Below are 17,414 nucleotides of genomic sequence, written 5' to 3' on the forward strand. Positions count from 1 at the left end.
TTCCAGGAGGACGCATCATGGGCAAGACATGGATTCCGATGACCCACAGCGAGGGCCTCGCCGCGCGGCAGGCCCATGTGGCGCTGCCCGAGGGCACCTACGAGCGCGAGATGGGCAAGGAGGGTTTCTTCGGCCCGGCGGCGCATCTCTATCACGCCAATCCTCCGACCGGCTGGATCGACTGGGAAGGCCCGCTGAAGCCTCGCGCGTTTGATACCTCGAAATTCGCCGACGGTGTCGACTGCCCCTGGAAGGCGAAGCCGCTGCTCACCAACGCGCATTGCAAATACCGCCATCTGCTGATGTCGCAGCCGATGGACCATCTGGTGCGTAACGGCGACGGCGACGAACTGATCTTCGTGCATGACGGCGAAGGGTCGCTGTTCTGCGACTTCGGCCATATCACCTATTCCGAAGGCGACTACATCCTGCTGCCGCGTGGCACGATGTGGCGGCTGGAGCCGGCGACGCCGAGCAAGCTGCTGCTGATCGAGGCGACCAACGACAGCTATCGCCTGCCGGAAAAGGGCCTGGTCGGCCCGCATGCGATCTTCGATCCCGGCGTGCTGCAGATTCCGAAACTGGATGACGCCTACAAGGCGCAGCAGAAGAAGCCGGGTCAGTGGAAGGTCGTCATCAAGCGGCGCGAGCAGCTCTCGACTGTGACCTATCCGCACAATCCGCTCGATGTGGTGGGCTGGAAGGGCGACCTCACGGTGGTGAAGCTGAACTGGCGCGACATCCGCCCGCTGATGAGCCACCGCTATCACCTGCCGCCCAGCGCGCATACCACCTTCCTGGCCTCGCGCTTTGTCGTCTGCACCTTCGTGCCGCGTCCGATTGAATCTGACCCTGAAGCGCTGAAGGTGCCGTTCTTCCACAACAACGACGACTACGACGAGGTCATCTTCTACCACAAGGGCAGCTTCTTCAGTCGCGACAACATCCATCCCGGCATGATCAGCCTGCACCCTTGCGGCTTCCCGCATGGTCCGCATCCCAAGGCCTTCGCCGCCGGCGCCAAGGCGGCCAAGAAGGAGACCGACGAGGTGGCGGTGATGATCGACACCCGCGATGCGCTGGATGTGGCATCCGCTGCCGAGAGCGTCGAGTTCAAGGGCTATGTCGCGACCTGGAATCCGGAAGGCTTCAGGCAGGCGGCTGAGTAAGACACACGCACACCCGTCATCCCCGTCCAGGGATATCTTCTTTGGCGGGGATCCCATTTGTTGTTTTTAAATGGGATGCCGGGTCAAGCCCGGCATGACGATTAAAGGACACCCAGGGAGACTCCATTCATGAAACTCGCCTCGCTGCGGCATGGCCGCGACGGCCGCCTTGTCATTGTCAGCCGCGACCTGAAGACCATGCTGCCGGTCGACCAGCTCTGCCCCACTTTGCAGATGGCGCTCGATTCATGGACCATCATGGCGCCGAAGCTGCAGGCGGTGTCGGAGGCGCTGAACAAGGGCGAGGCTTCGGGCGCCATTGCCTATGATGCGACCAGGCTGCACTCTCCCCTGCCGCGCGCCTATCAGTGGTGCGACGGCTCGGCCTATCTCAATCATGTCGAACTGGTGCGCAAGGCGCGCAACGCGGTGATGCCGCCGGAATTCCTGCACGACCCGCTGATGTACCAGGGCGGCTCGGACGACTTCCTGCCCCCCACGGCAGATATCGAGGTGGCCGACGAGGCCTATGGTATCGATTTCGAGGGCGAAGTGGCCGCCATCACCGGCGATGTGCCGATGGGTGCGTCTTCCGCTGAAGCCGCGAAGCATATTCGCCTGCTGATGCTGGTGAACGATGTCTCGCTCCGCAACCTGATCCCCGGCGAACTCGCCAAGGGCTTCGGTTTCTTCCACGGCAAGCCCTCGACGGCCTTCGCGCCGGTCGCCGTCACGCCCGACGAACTCGGCGACGCCTGGAAGGACAACAAGGTGATGCGCCCGCTGGTCAGCATCCTGAACGGCAAGCAGTTCGGCGCGCCGGACGCCGGCACCGACATGCAGTTTAGCCTCGCCGACCTGGTGGCGCATGCGGCGAAAACGCGACGGCTCCGCGCCGGCTGCATCGTCGGCAGCGGCACGGTGTCGAACAGGGATGCAAGCAAGGGTTTCTCCTGCCTGGCCGAAATCCGCATGATCGAGACGATTGCGGATGGCAAGCCGAAGACGCCCTTCATGAAATTCGGCGACCGCATTGAAATGGAAATGACGGGCCTCGACGGCCAGTCGATCTTCGGCAGGATCGACCAAACGGTGGTGAAGTATACGCCGCCCTCTTAAGCGTCATCCTCGGGCTTGACCCGAGGATCTCTCTCAGTCCTGCCTGAGATGGTCGGGTCAAGCCCGGGCATGACAGCTGTTTTTTGTCGTCATGCCCGCGAAGGCGGGCATCCAGTCCACCCTTGAAACTGGACTCCCGCCTTCGCGGGAACGACGATTAGGAGCCCCGCCCCACCGCGCGATCCGACACGAACGGGTTGTTCGCGCGCTCCTGCCCGAACGTCGACAGCGGTCCGTGCCCCGGCACGAAGGTGATGTCGTCACCGAGCGGGAACAGCTTTTCGCGGATCGAGTGGATCAGGTCTGCGTGGTTGCCCTTGGGAAAATCCGTGCGCCCGATCGAGCCCTGAAAGAGCACATCGCCCACCAACGCGGCCTGCGAGGGCGCGTGATAAAACACCACATGCCCCGGCGTATGCCCCGGGCAGTGGATCACATCCAGCACCAGATTGCCGACCGTCACCGTATCGCCATCCTTGAGCCAGCGATCCGGCGTGAAGCTGCGGCTGGGCGGAAAGCCATACTGCTTTGCCGCCGCAGGCATGCCGTCGATCCAGAATTTGTCATCCTCATGCGGCCCCTCGATGGGCAGGCCGAGGTGTTCGGCGATCTCCATCACCGCGCCGGCATGATCCAGATGGCCATGCGTCACCAGCAGCTTTTCCAGTGTCACGCCACGGCGCTTTGCAGCGGCCAGCAGTTTCTCGGGCTCGCCGCCGGCATCGACCAGCGCGCCGCGCAGGGTTTCGGAACACCAGATCAGCGAGCAGTTCTGCTGGAACGGCGTGACGGGGTTGATCTCGGCATGCAGGCGCGGTGTCGTGCTGGAGAAATTCTCGGTCATATCCTGCCGGCGATACGGTTCATCAGTTTTTCCGCGGACTCGCCCTGCGAGCCGTAATAGGCGAAGAAAACGAACTTGCGCGCGAGGTCCATCGCCTTTTCGCCCATGTTGGTCTTGTTCAGCATGACGTTGTTGATTTCAGTGTCATGGAAAAAGCCAATGCGGTCCAGAGCCCGACGCCTGCAGTGATAATGCGCAAACACCAGCGCGATCTGGTCGACGAACTGTTCGATATGGTCGCGCTTCAGCCTGACCTCAAGAAAATGCCGGAGCATCGCGGCGAACTGCTGTCCGGTCGGGCCGGGTTTGATCAGCACGAGATTGGCGGTGAAATACGACCCGAAGGACACGACCGACTCGTTCCGGTTGAGCACGACCTCTGCCTCCGCATGCCGCTCCAGCAGTCCGGCGACGCTGCCCTGCAGCAGGATGTCGATATCGCTGACCATCAGCGGCATCTCCAGGTCGCGCAGCAGGGATTCCAGCACCAGGAAGCGCGCCGACTGGTAATAGGCCCGGGCGCAATCGGTCAGACAGCCTTCCGGGGTGTAATAGGAAACCGCGTGCACCGGATCGAAGGTGTCGACCATGTAGAACAGGCGCGGATCCCGGATGCCGATCTCCGCGATCACGCTTTTCAGCTTTTTCGGGTCGCCCACCATGCACAGGATGATCGCGCAATCGACGTCGCAGCGCTGCAACAAGGCATCCAGATAGCTGCGGCCATAGCGGCGCAGATATACCTCGTCGGCGGCCGCCAGGAAGGTCAGTTTCGCTGCGCCGGCACGGATTTTCTGCCGCATCTTGTCGAAGCTCAGCTTGGCGCCGGCGGAATCGGCAAATGTCAGCGGCGGCGGCGGACGATCCGGCAGGGTTTCCGTCAGGATCGCGGTCGCGGCACTGTCCAGGCAAAGCCTGAGGAAGCGGTCGTTGCTGCGATCGTCTTCCTTGCTGAAACTCTGCGGCTGGGCGGCAACGGCAGCGCGCACCTCGTCCACCAGCGGCAGCAGATGCGGAACCTCCGGATGAACCAGAATGTCGGACGCGACGTGGAAAGCCTCACCGGAGAACATCCACTCATCGCCATCGGCAGTGCGCTGACGCAGCAGCACGACCCGGGCGTTGTGTTCCAGCCAGCCGGCGACATCGCCCCGCGCCGTCGCCACATCGGACAGGGCGGCATGCGCCGACCATGATTCCGGATTCCGCTGCAGCAACTGCGTTGCATGATGCAGAATCCGCCCGGCATTGCCGCGATAGCGCGCCAGTACCAGCGCCGTGGACTGGTACTCATCGGGCCGCAGCAAAGCCAGTGCCTCGATGATCGGCTCCGCGGCAGCGAGGTCGTTCGCCATCAGCCTCTCGTTGAAAGCCACCGAGGCTTCGACGCAGATGGTGCTGACAAACGGCGTGAGCTGGAAACCGGCTGGCGCCAGACGGGTCGCGCGGCCGATCAGGCGCAGGGCGTCCGCATGCTGCGCCTGCCGGCTCGCCACCAGTGCCGCATTCACATTGGCAATGAAGTGATCGGGTTCGACCTGCAGGACATAGTTATAGATCTCGCCGGCCTGTGCGGTGCGGCCTTCATTCAGCAGCTCGGTCGCGATACCGACCAGGATCTCGGCGTTCGGCGTATCACGATTCTCGATCAGTATGCCGCGGAGCGCCAACGTGTCGTAGCCGTTGCTGTTCAGCACATAGCCGTGCCCACGCAGCAGCTCCTCGGCCGCCTGTGCATCCGTCGGCTGCAGGTGCTGGCACTCGTAATGCACGATGGCGGGGCGATGCCTGGCGAAGTCGAAAGCCTTGAGCAGTTCGTAATCGTAGCCCTCGGTGTCGATCTGCAGCAGGTCGATCCGCTTCAGGCCATGCCGGGCGATCACCGTGTCGTAGGTGTGGCAGGGCACGGTGATCGATTCCACCAGCGAATTCAGGATCGCGCGGTTCGCGTCGCTGTACAGCCCGCCCAGCGTGCCGCCCTTTTCCAGCAGGTTGGGCAGCAGGAAAGAGGTGATCCCGCCGAAGACCTGGCCGATCGTGCCCCTGGCGATGGCATCGCGCGAGAAGAACCACATGGTCCGCTCGCCCTCGTCGCGGTCGACCGCGCAATTCTCCACCTTGATCAGGTCGCTGCCGGCATAGAGCGCCTGCAGCTTCTCGAAATGCATCGGCACCGGCTCGACGATCACGCCGGTCAGATGGCCCTTCAGGATATGCTGGCGCAGCGGGTCGTAACTGACCCCGTCATAGCCGCCGATCTGCAGGAAGCTGAGTTGCCCATGGGCGCGGAGATAGCCCTCAACCGCCTGGTCGAATGTGAGGGCATGCTGGGTAGCGGCGGGCATAGGCCTTTGACCTGACTGAAGAGCCTCTTCCGGGCCCGGTTGGACTGGACGGCAATCTGCCTGCAGGGAATGAATGATCCCTAAAGCGGGGCCTGCCCCTTGCGAAACGGGACATGGCTCCCATCTGTTGATGAAGCCGCCCACGCGGCGATAAGGTACTGATAAAACAGAATAATCAGGAATTAGTGAGACATAAGCACCGAATAAGCCGGACTAAGCCCGTAGCAGGACCGTAGTGACACCCGCCCCAGACCGGGCAGAGCCGGAAGACGAGGACAGGCTGCCGGGGTTTCCCGGCCGGTATGTTACACGTGAAACATACTGCGAACACCGAAGCTGGGCTGTGGATGCCTCCCCCTCTCCGACGCCCAGCGGGATCAAGGGGTTGGCCCCGGGGTTGCCCGGGCTTTGCCGATGGTGTACGGCAGGCGGTCTGATCGCGAAACCTCTGGGACTCGCATGGCGAAAGCACGGAAATCGGCAGCAAACGGCAAGGGCAAAAGCGCGGCCAAGGCGGCAGGCGGCAAACCGGTGATCTACGTGCTGAACGGCCCGAACCTCAACATGCTCGGCCTGCGCCAGCCTGAGATCTACGGCCGTGCCACGCTGGCCGATGTCGAGAAGCTCTGCGCCAGGGCCGGCGACCGCCTCGGCCTGACCGTCGACTTCCGCCAGAGCAACCTCGAGGGCGAGCTGGTCACCTGGATCCAGCAGGCGCGGACAAAAGCCGCCGGCATCGTATTGAATGCAGGTGCCTATACCCATACCTCGGTCGCCCTGCTCGATGCGCTCAACGCGGCCGAAAAGCCCTGCGTCGAGGTGCATCTGTCGAATATCCACCGGCGTGAAAGCTTCCGCCATCATTCCTATATCTCGCTGGCAGCGGTGGGGATGATCTGCGGCTTCGGGCCGAAGGGTTACGTGCTGGCGCTCGAAGCGCTCGCCGATATCGTCTGAACCGTTTCCGTTTCAAAAGACCACAGGAGTAGCGCATGGCCGCGCCCAAGGACAAAAAGGCAGACAGCCGCATCGACCAGCAGATGATCCGTGAACTCGCCGACCTGCTGAACGAGACCGGCCTGACCGAGATCGAGTGGAGCGAAGGTCCGCTCAAGGTGCGCGTCACCAAGGGCGGCACGCCGATCTATGCCGCAGCGCCGATGGCCGCCGCCGCCGCTGCCGCTGCCGTGGCTGCCACCGGTGGCGCACCGGCCGCCAGCGATGACGCCAGCCATCCGGGCGCGCTCAAGTCGCCGATGGTGGGCACCGTCTACACCGCAGCCGAGCCGGGCGCCGCGCCCTTCGTGAAGGTGGGCGACAGCGTGACCGCCGGCCAGACCGTGCTGATCGTCGAGGCGATGAAGACGATGAACCCGATCACGGCGCCGAAGGGCGGTCGCATCGCGCGCATCCTGATCGAAAACCAGCAGCCGGTCGAATTCGGCCAGCCGCTCCTGATCATCGAGTAACAGAACCAGCGGGTCCCGCAATGTTCGACAAGGTTCTGATCGCCAATCGCGGCGAGATCGCGCTCCGCATCCACCGCGCCTGCCGCGAGATGGGTATCCGCACGGTGGCGGTGCATTCCACCGCCGATGCCGATGCCATGCATGTGCGCATCGCGGATGAGTCCGTCTGCATCGGCCCGCCGCCGTCGTCGCAGAGCTATCTGAACATCCCGGCCATCATCTCGGCCGCCGAGATCACCGGCGCCAATGCGATCCATCCGGGTTACGGCTTCCTGTCCGAGAATGCCAAATTCGCCGAGATCGTCGAGGCGCATGGCATCACCTTCATCGGCCCGACGTCCGAGCACATCAAGCTGATGGGCGACAAGATCACCGCCAAGGATGCCGCGCGCGCACTCGGCATCCCGGTCGTGCCCGGCTCGAAGGGCGCGGTGGAAACCGAGGAACAGGGGCTGAAACTCGCCTCTGACATGGGCTATCCCGTGCTGATCAAGGCCACCGCCGGTGGCGGCGGTCGCGGCATGAAAGTCGTGCGCTCGCCGGCCGAATTCGGCCCGGCGCTGATGGCTGCCCGCACCGAGGCGCGCAATGCGTTCGGCAACGACCAGGTCTATGTCGAGAAGTATCTCGCCCGCCCGCGCCATATCGAGATCCAGATCTTCGGCGACGGCCAGGGCAATGCCGTGCATCTGGGCGAACGCGACTGCTCACTGCAGCGCCGCCACCAGAAGGTTCTGGAAGAGGCCCGCTCGCCGGCACTGAACGACGACCAGCGCAAGGTCATCGGCGACATTGCCGCCAAGGCGATCGCCAAGCTGAACTACCGCGGCGCCGGCACCATCGAATTCCTGTTCGAGAATGGCGAGTTCTATTTCATCGAAATGAACACCCGCCTGCAGGTGGAGCATCCGGTGACCGAAGCTATCACCGGCCTCGATCTGGTGCGCGAGCAGCTGCGTATCGCCGACGGCGCGCCGCTGGGCTACACCCAGAAGGACATCAAGTTCTCCGGCCATGCCATCGAATGCCGCATCAATGCCGAGAACCCGCGCACCTTCGCGCCCTCACCCGGCCGCGTCACCGATTACCATGCGCCTGGCGGCCTGGGCGTGCGCGTCGATAGCGCGCTCTACACCGGCTACCAGATTCCGCCGCATTATGACTCGCTGATCGGCAAGCTGATCGTGCACGGCACCACGCGCAACGAATGCCTGATGCGCCTGCGCCGCTCGCTGGAGGAATATGTGATCGGCGGTCTGGAGACCACGATCCCGCTGCATCTGGCGCTGATCAACGAGCCCGACTTCGTCAACGGCGCTTACGACATCCACTGGCTCGAAGAATTCATCGCGCGCCAGAATTGATTGGCGAACTTTGGGCAGCGCGCTAGCTTCTGAAAGATGAGCGCGCGCCCCGAACCGCTGACACCGGAACTGCTGCTGCAGGCCTATGCCCGCGGCTATTTCCCGATGGCCGACAGCGCCGACGATCCGGGCTATTTCTGGGTCTATCCGACCAGACGCGGCATCCTGCCGCTCGACGGCTTTCATGTGCCGCAGAAACTGGCGCGCAAGGTGCGGTCCGGCGTCTTCACCGTGCGCATCGACAGCGACTTCGCCGGCGTGATGGCCGCCTGCGCCGAACCGACGCCGCACCCGCACCGCAACAGCACCTGGATCAACGCCACGATCCGCGATGCCTATACCGAACTGCACAAGCTCGGCTTCGCGCATAGCGTGGAATGTTTCGATGCCAGCGGCACGATGGTCGGTGGACTCTATGGCGTGAAGCTGGGTGCGGCCTTCTTTGGCGAAAGCATGTTCAGCCGTGCCACCGATGCCTCGAAAGTGGCGCTGGTGCATCTGGTCGGGCGGCTGGTGGCGGGCGGCTTCACCCTGCTGGATACGCAGTTCGTCACCGATCACCTGAAGCAGTTCGGCGCGGTGGAAGTGAAACGCGATGCGTATCTGGAACTGCTGTTCGACGCGCTGCCGCGTCAGGCGGATTTCTACGGCCTGGCGCCCGATGCGCCGCCAGCGCTGGTCCTGCAGTCGATCAGCCAGACGTCGTAGACCGGATGCTCCAGCGGGTTGAGGCCTGGACTGGAGGCGAACATCCAGCCCTGAAACAGCGCGTTGGGCTGCTGGTCGGGCCGCTGCTCGACCACGTCGAGGAAGGCAGCGCTCTCCGGCGGATATTCCGGCGGCCGCTTGCGGCAGGATTTCACCGTCACCTTGAGCGTGCCGAAACCGATGGTCTGGTCGACCGGCGCCTCGAAGGTGTAGATGCGGGCGGTGATCTTATCCAGGCCCTGCAGCACGGCGATCGGCATCGGCGTGGACGGATACTGCTGCGAGAGCTGCGGCTCCTGCGCCTGCGCAGCAGAAGCGCCGAGCAACAGCAACACGCACCAGGATGCAAAACGCAGCACTGATCAGTTGGCCTTGGGCAGCGGGCTCAGCTCGGTCTCGCCGGCCGGCTTATCCTTGCCGTTGCTGCCGGCACCGGTGGCGCTGAAGATCGCCTGACCGATCAGGTCCATCAGGTTGACCGACCCTTGCGTGAACTTCACTTCGGCGCCCGGCTTCAGCATGGCTTCGCTGCCGCCCGGCTCGACCGAGATGAAGTTGCCGCCGAGCAGGCCTTCGGACGCGATCTTCACGGCAGAGTCGTCCGGCAGCTGGTAGCGGCTGTCGACGCTGAAGGTGACGATGGCGTCATAGGTCTTGGGATCGAGTGCCTGCTTGGTGATGGTGCCGATCTTGATGCCGCTCAGGCGCACGTCGCCGCCATTGACCAGACCATCGGCGCGGTTGAAGCGCGCCTGCAGTTCATAACCGCCAACACGGCTGCTGCCGACGCCGCCGGTCGTGTAGGCAAAGGCGAGGAAAAAGCCGGCGACCAGCAGCACGACCGCGCCGATCAGAGTCTCGACCAGATTGCCGTTCATGCCAAACTGCCGTTCATAATTGTCTCGCGCCCCGCCGTTATTCCGGCTGCCAGGCCTGGTAGTCGCCGGTCGCAGCGGCGCGCTGGCCGCCCCTGGCGACGCTGCCCTGCGGGCGATACGCGTAAGGCGTGCCACTCAGGTTCGGCAGATGCTCTTTCTCCCACGGCTTGTGCTCGACGCCATGGATCGGAGCTTCATCGGTGGTGTAATGCAGCCAGGCATGCCATTCCGGCGGCACCTTGGAGGCCTCGGGCTGGCCCTTGTAGATCACCCAGCGCTTGGCATGACCGCTCTTGGTGCGGAAATACCGGTTGCCGAACCCGTCCTTGCCGACGAGTTCACCACTCCACCAGGTAAAAAGCTTGGTGCCGAACAGGCTCATGGAAACCGCCACCCTCAGGCCGGGAATCCGGCCGAAAAACCTGCCGGAATATGACATTCCGGCACGCCGGGAGCAAGCCCCGCCCTGCCCGGCCAAGGCCTTGCCGGGGCAGAAGAAATCGCGCCGATCAGGCCGGATTGCCGGGCGCCGCTTCCAGGAGTTTGGCCACGTCCAGCCAGCTGCCGTCGGCAAAGGCCAGCCGCGGGGCCGTATCCTGGAAGTCCCTGAAGGTGATCGAGCCGCCCGCACTGCCGAAGCTGACGCGCACGTCGTTGCCGTCGCGCACGGCGGTCACCTCGTCGCGCGCGATGCCTTCACCCAGCACCACCTGGCCCTTGTGCATCATCCGGGACGGTCCGTCCTGCACAAACTTTATAAACTTGCCGTCCTCGATCAGCGGCTTGAACGAGGTGACCTTCACGCCGCTGAGGTCGCCGGCGATGATGTCGTCGCCATCGCCCTTGTTATACTCGATGCGATAGCCGTAATCGGCCTCCGGCAGCAGGTTGATCGTGTCATTGCCGGTGCCGCCGTTGAACTTGCTCCGGAAGCCGCCGCTCACAGTGAGCACATCGTCGCCGGCACCGCCAAACAGCTGGGCCCGGCCATGCGCGATGATCGTGTCATTGCCGTCGCCGCCATCGGCAAAGCCGCTGGCCCCGAGGCCGCCGGCAACGATTTCAATATGGTCGTCACCGTCCTCACCATAGACATGGCCACGATCCATCACCAGGAAGCGGTCGTCGCCCGTCCCGCCATAAGCCCTGCCCCCGTTCAGCAGGGTGAACTGGTCCTTGCCGTCACCGCCACGGGCGGTTCCGTTGTAGATCAGCGCGAGATCATCGCCCTCGCCCAGATTCACCTCGCCGCCGCCCATATAAAGCACGGCCTTGTCGTTGCCAGCGCCAGCATCAACGGTGCCGTGCCTGTAGTTGTAGATCGTGTCGTTGCCGGCACCGCTGCTGCTGGTCTGGTTGTGATAGACATGCTGCTCGTCGTCGCCATCGGTGCCGTCAACCGGTGCGCCGCTCACGGCGGCGGGGTCGGGCTGCCCCTCCAGCCAGTCGACCTGAGCGTGCAGCATGCGCTGTACGCCGTAGGCGATATCCGAGAGCCGCGCCATCGCGGCATTTACATTGCCGGCGACTTCGGCAGGGTCCTGCGGTGTCGTCGGCGCCGGCTGGGGCGCCTGGTTGTAGATGTCGAGCGAGGGCTTCGCCTCAGTCTGCCCGCTGCTGATCCAGGTGCGGTGCTGCTGCGCCAGGCCGTCCATATTCACGCCGAACTGCTGCAGATGCGCGCGAAAGCGATCGGCAGTCCCCGCACCCATCTGGTTGGCGGTATAGCGGAAATAGTGATCGGCGGCGCTGCGCGGCGGGACGATGTAGGTCATCGGATTGAGCCCATCTGCTGACCGCCCCACGACGAGGCGGAATGGGCAGAGACTTCAGCCGATACCAAAAAACGTCAATGGAAATGTATACTTAAAGGAGCATTAACCAACACGTATCGGCAGAAATGCAACTATACCGCGCCATTCAGCGCTGGTTGATCAGGGCGATTTCCTGAGAGAATTCGCGCTGCAGCTCGGCCTGCGCCAGCTTCTCGAAAGCGGGATACTTGGCGGCGGCCGCCTGCAAAGCCGGATTGTCGCGCGGCAGGTCTTCCGGCCGCAGGATGTCACTGCTCTTCACACCGCCCTTGCTGCCGACGCCGAGCACGGCGCGGGTGACGGCGGTGGTCAGCAGGCGCTGGCCCTCGCCGCTGGCGAAATAGCTATCCAGCGCGTCCAACTCGGGCCTGGTGTAACTGCTGCTGGCCGCATTCACGACAGCGGTGCGGAAGCGCGGACCGGCGCTGGGCCCGCGCTGGCGCAGCTCGGCGGCGCGCTGCTGCTCGGCCGGCGTGTTGGTGGGCAGGAAGTTCAGATAGAGCTGCGTGATCGCCTCGACACGTTTTTCCAGCCCGATCGTGGTCATCAGCCGCTCGGCGGCCGCACGCGTCTGGGCATTGCCGGCCTGGGCCAGACTCGGGCCCGCGGCAAGGCCAAAAGCCAAGGCGGAGACAATCATCACAACGGCAAACAGAAGGCGGCGCATGGGCGAATCCTGTGCAACTCAACGAGTCATACTCATACGCCTAATTATGGCAGAATCCAGTCAAGGGAACGAAATAAGACCGACCCCCAAATTTACTCACATAATCAGCTTTGAGCGACTCAGGGCACATCCCTAGATTTAGCCCTCGTTGCGGTCTGCCGGTGACCAGATATTGGGTTTTTTGCCCGTTTATCCAAGAGCCAACCAGAGCACAACACATTGATTTCATTTGCGGTCCGGTTGGGGGCGAAGAGCCATGCGTATTGAGCGTCATTTCACGGTTGCGGGCCAGGACGCCTATGCCGGACTGGAGTGGAAAACCACCACCAGCGAAATCCGTAATCCTGACGGCAGCGTTGTCTTCCGCCTCGACAATCTGGAAGTGCCCACAGCCTGGAGCCAGGTGGCCGCCGACGTGCTGGCGCAGAAGTATTTCCGTCGCGCCGGCGTGCCCGTCGCGCTGAAGGCCGTGGAAGAATCCGATGTCCCCGATTTCCTGTGGCGCCGCGAAGCCGATACCGAAGTGCTCGCCGTGCTGCCCGAGAAGGATCGCTTCACGCAGGAGACCAGCGGCAAGGAAGTCTTCGACCGTCTCGCCGGCACCTGGACCTACTGGGGTTGGAAGGGCGGCTATTTCGACAGCGCCGAAGATGCCAGCGCCTTCTTCGACGAGATGCGCTACATGCTGGCGGCGCAGATCGCCGCGCCCAACTCGCCGCAGTGGTTCAACACAGGCCTGCATTGGGCCTATGGCATCGACGGTCCGGCGCAGGGCCATCACTACGTTGACTTCAAGACCGGCCAGCTGACCAAGTCGGCTTCGGCCTACGAACATCCGCAGCCGCATGCCTGCTTCATCCAGTCGGTGCAGGACGACCTCGTCAACGAGGGCGGCATCATGGACCTGTGGGTGCGCGAGGCGCGCCTGTTCAAATATGGCTCGGGCACCGGCAGCAACTTCTCGAAGCTGCGCGGCGAAAATGAAAAGCTGTCGGGCGGCGGCAAGTCGTCGGGCCTGATGAGCTTCCTGAAAATCGGCGACCGCGCCGCCGGTGCGATCAAGTCGGGCGGAACGACCCGCCGCGCCGCCAAGATGGTGATCTGCGATATCGATCATCCCGATATCGAGCAGTTCATCGACTGGAAGGTGAAGGAAGAGCAGAAGGTCGCAGCCCTCGTGGCCGGCTCCAAGCTGTCGCAGAAACATCTCGGCGCCATCATGGCCGCCTGCCAGCTCGGCAGCGGAGAGGCGCGCTTCGACGCGAAGAAGAACACGCAGCTGCGCAAGGAGATTCTCGCCGCCCGCAAGGCGATGATCCCGGAGAACTACATCCAGCGCGTGGTGCAGTTCGCCAAGCAGGGCTACACCGAGATCGATTTCGCGGCTTACGACACCGACTGGGATTCGGAAGCCTATCTCACGGTGGCCGGCCAGAATTCCAACAACTCGGTGCGCGTCACCGACGGCTTTCTCGCCGCGGTCGAAACCAATGGCGACTGGAACCTGACCTGGCGCGGCAGCGGCAAGGTGTCGAAGACCTTGCCGGCGCGCCAGCTCTGGGAACAGGTCGGCTATGCTGCCTGGGCCTCGGCCGATCCGGGCATCCAGTTCGACACCAGCATCAACGACTGGCATACCTGCCCGGCCGATGGCCGCATCAATGCGTCGAACCCGTGTTCGGAATACATGTTCCTCGACGACACGGCCTGCAATCTCGCCTCGATGAACCTGATGTGCTTCCGTCAGGCTGACGGCAGGTTCAACACCACCGCCTTCGAACATGCCACGCGCCTGTGGACCGTGGTGCTGGAGATCAGCGTTCTGATGGCGCAGTTCCCCAGCAAGGAGATCGCCGAGCTTTCCTACAAGTTCCGCACGCTCGGCCTGGGCTACGCCAATCTCGGCGCGCTGCTGATGTCCTGCGGTCATTCCTATGACTCGGATGCCGGTCGCGCGATCTGCGGCGCGATCACCGCGCTGATGACCGGCGTGTCTTACGCGACCTCGGCCGAAATGGCCGGCGAGCTTGGTGCCTTCCCCGGCTATGCGCCGAATGCCGAGAACATGCTGCGCGTGATCCGCAACCATCGCCGCGCCGCACAGGGCGATCATTTCGGCTATGAGGGCCTGTCGACGGCGCCGGTGCCGCTGGATCATGCCAGCTGCCCGGATCAGGCGCTGCTGAATGCCGCCGAAACCGCCTGGGACCGCGCGCTGGAGCTGGGCACCGCGCATGGCTTCCGCAATGCGCAGGTCAGCGTGATCGCGCCGACCGGCACCATCGGTCTGGTGATGGATTGCGACACCACCGGCATCGAGCCGGATTTCGCGCTGGTCAAGTTCAAGAAGCTGGCTGGCGGCGGCTATTTCAAGATCATTAACCGCACCGTGCCGCTGGCGCTGAAAACGCTCGGCTACAACGACGGCCAGATCAAACAGATCATCGATTATGCCGTGGGCCATGGCACGCTGAAGGATGCGCCCGGCGTGAACCACGACACGCTGGCGGAAAAGGGCCTGTCGACGGCGGCGATCGCCAAGGTCGAAACCGGCCTGCGCGGCGCCTTCGATATCAAGTTCGTGCTGAACCGCTGGACGCTCGGCACCGATGTCTGCAAGGCGCTCGGCTTCACGGACGCGCAGCTCGACGATCCCGCCTTCGACCTGCTGACCGCGCTCGGTTTCTCGGCTGACGAGATCACCGAAGCCAACCTGTTCTGCTGCGGCGCGATGACGGTGGAAGGCGCACCGCATCTGAAGGACATGCATCTGTCGGTGTTCGACTGCGCCAATCCCTGCGGCAAGGACGGCGTGCGTTTCCTCTCGGCAGAAAGCCATATCCGCATCATGGCCGCCGCCCAGCCCTTCATCACCGGCGCGATCTCCAAGACCATCAACATGCCGAACCTGGCGACCGTTGAGGACTGCAAGACCGCCTACATGCTGTCGTGGAAACTGGGCTGCAAGGCCATCGCGCTGTATCGCGACGGCTCGAAACTCTCGCAGCCGCTGCAGACCCAGGCGCTGGAAGACGACACGATGGAAGAGAGCGTGGCCGAGCAGGTCGCCGAGGCGCCGGCGGCTGCGCGCGCGCAGATCATGGCCGAGCGTATCGTCGAGAAGCTGATCGCGGCCGGCCGACAGAAGCTGCCGCAGCGCCGCAAGGGCTATACCCAGAAGGCCATCGTCGGCGGGCACAAGGTCTACCTGCGCACCGGCGAATATGACGAGGGCAAGCTGGGCGAGATCTTCATCGACATGCACAAGGAAGGCGCCGCCTTCCGCAGCCTGATGAACAATTTCGCCATCGCGATTTCCATCGGGCTGCAGTATGGCGTGCCGCTGGAAGAATTCGTCGAGGCCTTCACCTTCACGCGCTTCGAACCGTCGGGCATGGTGGAAGGCAACGACGTCATCAAGATGTCGACCTCGATCCTCGACTATGTGTTCCGCGAACTGGCAGTGAGCTACCTCGGCCGCACTGATCTGGCACATGTGCAGCCCGACGACCTGCGCCATGACGCGCTGGGTGCGAAGGAAGCACCGGCCAAGGTCAAGGTCGAGGAAGAGATCATCAAGGTCGCCTCCAACGGCTATATCCGCTCGAATCTCTATGTGCTGAAAGGCGGTCAGAACCGCGCGCCGGAATATCAGGCGACAGGTACAGACGGTCCGGTGATGCATGTCAGCACCGACACGCATACCCATGTCGAGATGGACATTCCCGTGACGGCGCTCGGCGGCGGCCCCAGCAAGATGGAGCGCGTCGCACAGGAACGCTCCTTGGCTCGGATGAAGGGCTACGAGGGCGACAGCTGCCCCGAATGCGGCAACTTCACGCTGGTGCGCAACGGCACCTGCCTGAAATGCGACAGCTGCGGCGGCACGACGGGCTGCTCATAAGAATCTGAAGCTCCTCCTCCAGGGAGCGGCCCTGGCCTCCGAAAGGTGGCCGGGGCCTTTTTTTGAGCCCGCAAAAAGGAAAGACGGGGATGGCCGGGTCAGGCCCGGCCATGACATTGGGGGAATTGTATCCATTGTCCTCATTCAGCTTCGCACCGATCTGCGCCACTGTGCCTGCCGGAAACGCGAGGGCGCATGGATAGCAAGACCGCAGGCTGGGGCAATGGCCTGCTCGGCGTGATCATCTTCAGCGGATCGCTGCCGGCGACGCGCATCGCCGTCGCTGACTTTTCGCCGCTGTTTCTCACTTCGGCCCGCGCCGCGATCGCGGCATTGCTCGGCGCGATCTTTCTGCTGGCCTTGCGTGCGACCAGGCCGCAGCGCAGCGACCTTCTGTCGCTCGTCATCGTGTCGCTCGGCGTCGTGCTCGGCTTTCCGCTGCTGACCGCACTGGCGCTGCAGCACATCACGGCGGCGCATTCCATCGTCTTCATCGGCCTGCTGCCGCTCGCGACCGCGTTCTTCGGCGTGCTGCGCGGCGGCGAACGGCCGAAGCCGGCCTTCTGGCTGTTCTCCGCCGTGGGGGCTGCCACCGTCTCGGCCTTCGCACTCTCCCGAAGCGACGGAGGATCGGTCACGGGCGACCTGCTGATGATCGCCGCCGTGCTGGCCTGCGGGCTGGGCTATGCCGAAGGCGCCACGCTGTCGCGCCGTCTCGGCGGCTGGCAGGTGATCTCCTGGGCGCTGCTGCTGTCGCTGCCGCCGATGGCGGCGCTCACGCTGGTGACCTGGCCCGACAGCCTCCATGGCATCGGCACACCGGCCTGGCTCGGGCTCGGCTATGTCTCGGTCTTCAGCATGCTGGTCGGCTTCATCTTCTGGTATCGCGGCCTGGCGCTGGGCGGCATCGCCGGCGTCGGGCAACTGCAGCTGCTGCAGCCCTTCATGGGCCTGGTGCTGGCAGCCCTGCTGCTGGGCGAGCCGGTCGCCTGGACCATGATCGCCTCCACCGCCGTGGTGGTGCTCTGCGTCGCCGGGGCGAAGCGTTTCTCGTGAGTGTCCCGGCAAATCCTGCCGGGGCGGCAGAAATGACCGTCCGAAACCCATAAATCTTTCAGTTAATTCAATACCTT

General features: G+C 63.7%; 15 protein-coding genes. 8 read left to right on the top strand and 7 right to left on the bottom strand.

Annotation, left to right across the window (positions count from 1 at the left end):
* The first annotated feature begins 17 nt into the window (after positions 1-17).
* Positions 18-1,169, top strand: coding sequence for a homogentisate 1,2-dioxygenase (locus FNB15_RS19095; protein WP_246068731.1), 1,152 nt, complete (start codon positions 18-20; stop codon positions 1,167-1,169).
* A 129-nt stretch (positions 1,170-1,298) separates the two neighbouring features.
* The gene (locus FNB15_RS19100; protein WP_144258247.1) at positions 1,299-2,288 is read left to right on the top strand and encodes a fumarylacetoacetate hydrolase family protein; all 990 of its coding nucleotides are present in this window, start codon (positions 1,299-1,301) and stop codon (positions 2,286-2,288) included.
* Between the two features lie 157 nt (positions 2,289-2,445).
* Here the strand turns inward: FNB15_RS19100 and FNB15_RS19105 are convergent, their stop codons facing one another.
* A complete protein-coding gene (locus tag FNB15_RS19105; RefSeq protein ID WP_144258248.1) occupies positions 2,446-3,132 on the bottom strand; it encodes an MBL fold metallo-hydrolase in 687 nt (228 codons plus the stop codon).
* Positions 3,129-5,477, bottom strand: a complete 2,349-nt coding sequence (locus FNB15_RS19110) for an FkbM family methyltransferase (RefSeq protein WP_144258249.1) — start codon at positions 5,475-5,477, stop codon at positions 3,129-3,131. Before FNB15_RS19110 ends, FNB15_RS19105 begins: the two co-directional genes overlap by 4 nt.
* 564 nt (positions 5,478-6,041) lie before the next feature.
* Here FNB15_RS19110 and aroQ point away from each other — a divergent pair.
* From aroQ to aat, 4 genes are read left to right on the top strand one after another with little or no spacing between them, the layout of a single operon-like run.
* Positions 6,042-6,434 carry a type II 3-dehydroquinate dehydratase gene (gene aroQ, locus FNB15_RS19115; RefSeq protein WP_246068879.1) on the top strand — a complete coding sequence of 131 codons (393 nt, stop codon included), beginning with the start codon at positions 6,042-6,044 and terminating at the stop codon, positions 6,432-6,434.
* A gap of 35 nt (positions 6,435-6,469) precedes the next feature.
* Complete coding sequence (gene accB / locus FNB15_RS19120) at positions 6,470-6,946, top strand: acetyl-CoA carboxylase biotin carboxyl carrier protein (RefSeq protein ID WP_144258251.1); 477 nt, start codon at positions 6,470-6,472, stop codon at positions 6,944-6,946.
* A gap of 20 nt (positions 6,947-6,966) precedes the next feature.
* On the top strand, positions 6,967-8,310 hold the full coding sequence (accC, locus tag FNB15_RS19125) for an acetyl-CoA carboxylase biotin carboxylase subunit (protein ID WP_144258252.1): 1,344 nt from the start codon (positions 6,967-6,969) through the stop codon (positions 8,308-8,310).
* Between the two features lie 36 nt (positions 8,311-8,346).
* Positions 8,347-9,018 (top strand): leucyl/phenylalanyl-tRNA--protein transferase, encoded by a 672-nt coding sequence (aat, locus tag FNB15_RS19130; protein WP_144258253.1) that lies wholly within the window; start codon positions 8,347-8,349, stop codon positions 9,016-9,018.
* Here the strand turns inward: aat and FNB15_RS19135 are convergent.
* The 5 genes from FNB15_RS19135 to FNB15_RS19155 all read right to left on the bottom strand — a co-directional run bounded on the left by FNB15_RS19135 (position 8,955) and on the right by FNB15_RS19155 (position 12,377).
* The gene (locus tag FNB15_RS19135; protein WP_246068732.1) at positions 8,955-9,377 is read right to left on the bottom strand and encodes a DUF2155 domain-containing protein; all 423 of its coding nucleotides are present in this window, start codon (positions 9,375-9,377) and stop codon (positions 8,955-8,957) included. The two genes, aat and FNB15_RS19135, sit on opposite strands and share 64 nt — an antisense overlap.
* Before the next feature lie 3 nt (positions 9,378-9,380).
* Positions 9,381-9,896 (bottom strand): outer membrane lipid asymmetry maintenance protein MlaD, encoded by a 516-nt coding sequence (gene mlaD / locus FNB15_RS19140; RefSeq protein ID WP_144258254.1) that lies wholly within the window; start codon positions 9,894-9,896, stop codon positions 9,381-9,383.
* A 37-nt stretch (positions 9,897-9,933) separates the two neighbouring features.
* Positions 9,934-10,278: an NADH:ubiquinone oxidoreductase subunit NDUFA12 gene (locus tag FNB15_RS19145; protein ID WP_144258255.1), complete on the bottom strand. Its 345-nt coding sequence runs from the start codon at positions 10,276-10,278 to the stop codon at positions 9,934-9,936.
* 127 nt (positions 10,279-10,405) lie between these two features.
* Positions 10,406-11,671 (bottom strand): calcium-binding protein, encoded by a 1,266-nt coding sequence (locus FNB15_RS19150; RefSeq protein WP_144258256.1) that lies wholly within the window; start codon positions 11,669-11,671, stop codon positions 10,406-10,408.
* 145 nt (positions 11,672-11,816) lie between these two features.
* Positions 11,817-12,377 (bottom strand): DUF2059 domain-containing protein, encoded by a 561-nt coding sequence (locus tag FNB15_RS19155; protein ID WP_144258257.1) that lies wholly within the window; start codon positions 12,375-12,377, stop codon positions 11,817-11,819.
* 256 nt (positions 12,378-12,633) lie between these two features.
* On the opposite strand from FNB15_RS19155, the gene FNB15_RS19160 reads away from it, so the two are divergent.
* Both FNB15_RS19160 and FNB15_RS19165 read left to right on the top strand, forming a co-directional pair.
* A complete protein-coding gene (locus FNB15_RS19160; protein WP_144258258.1) occupies positions 12,634-16,281 on the top strand; it encodes a vitamin B12-dependent ribonucleotide reductase in 3,648 nt (1,215 codons plus the stop codon).
* A gap of 195 nt (positions 16,282-16,476) precedes the next feature.
* On the top strand, positions 16,477-17,337 hold the full coding sequence (locus FNB15_RS19165) for a DMT family transporter (RefSeq protein WP_144258259.1): 861 nt from the start codon (positions 16,477-16,479) through the stop codon (positions 17,335-17,337).
* The last annotated feature ends 77 nt before the right edge of the window (positions 17,338-17,414 follow it).

Source organism: Ferrovibrio terrae (assembly GCF_007197755.1).
GTDB classification, from domain to species: domain Bacteria; phylum Pseudomonadota; class Alphaproteobacteria; order Ferrovibrionales; family Ferrovibrionaceae; genus Ferrovibrio; species Ferrovibrio terrae.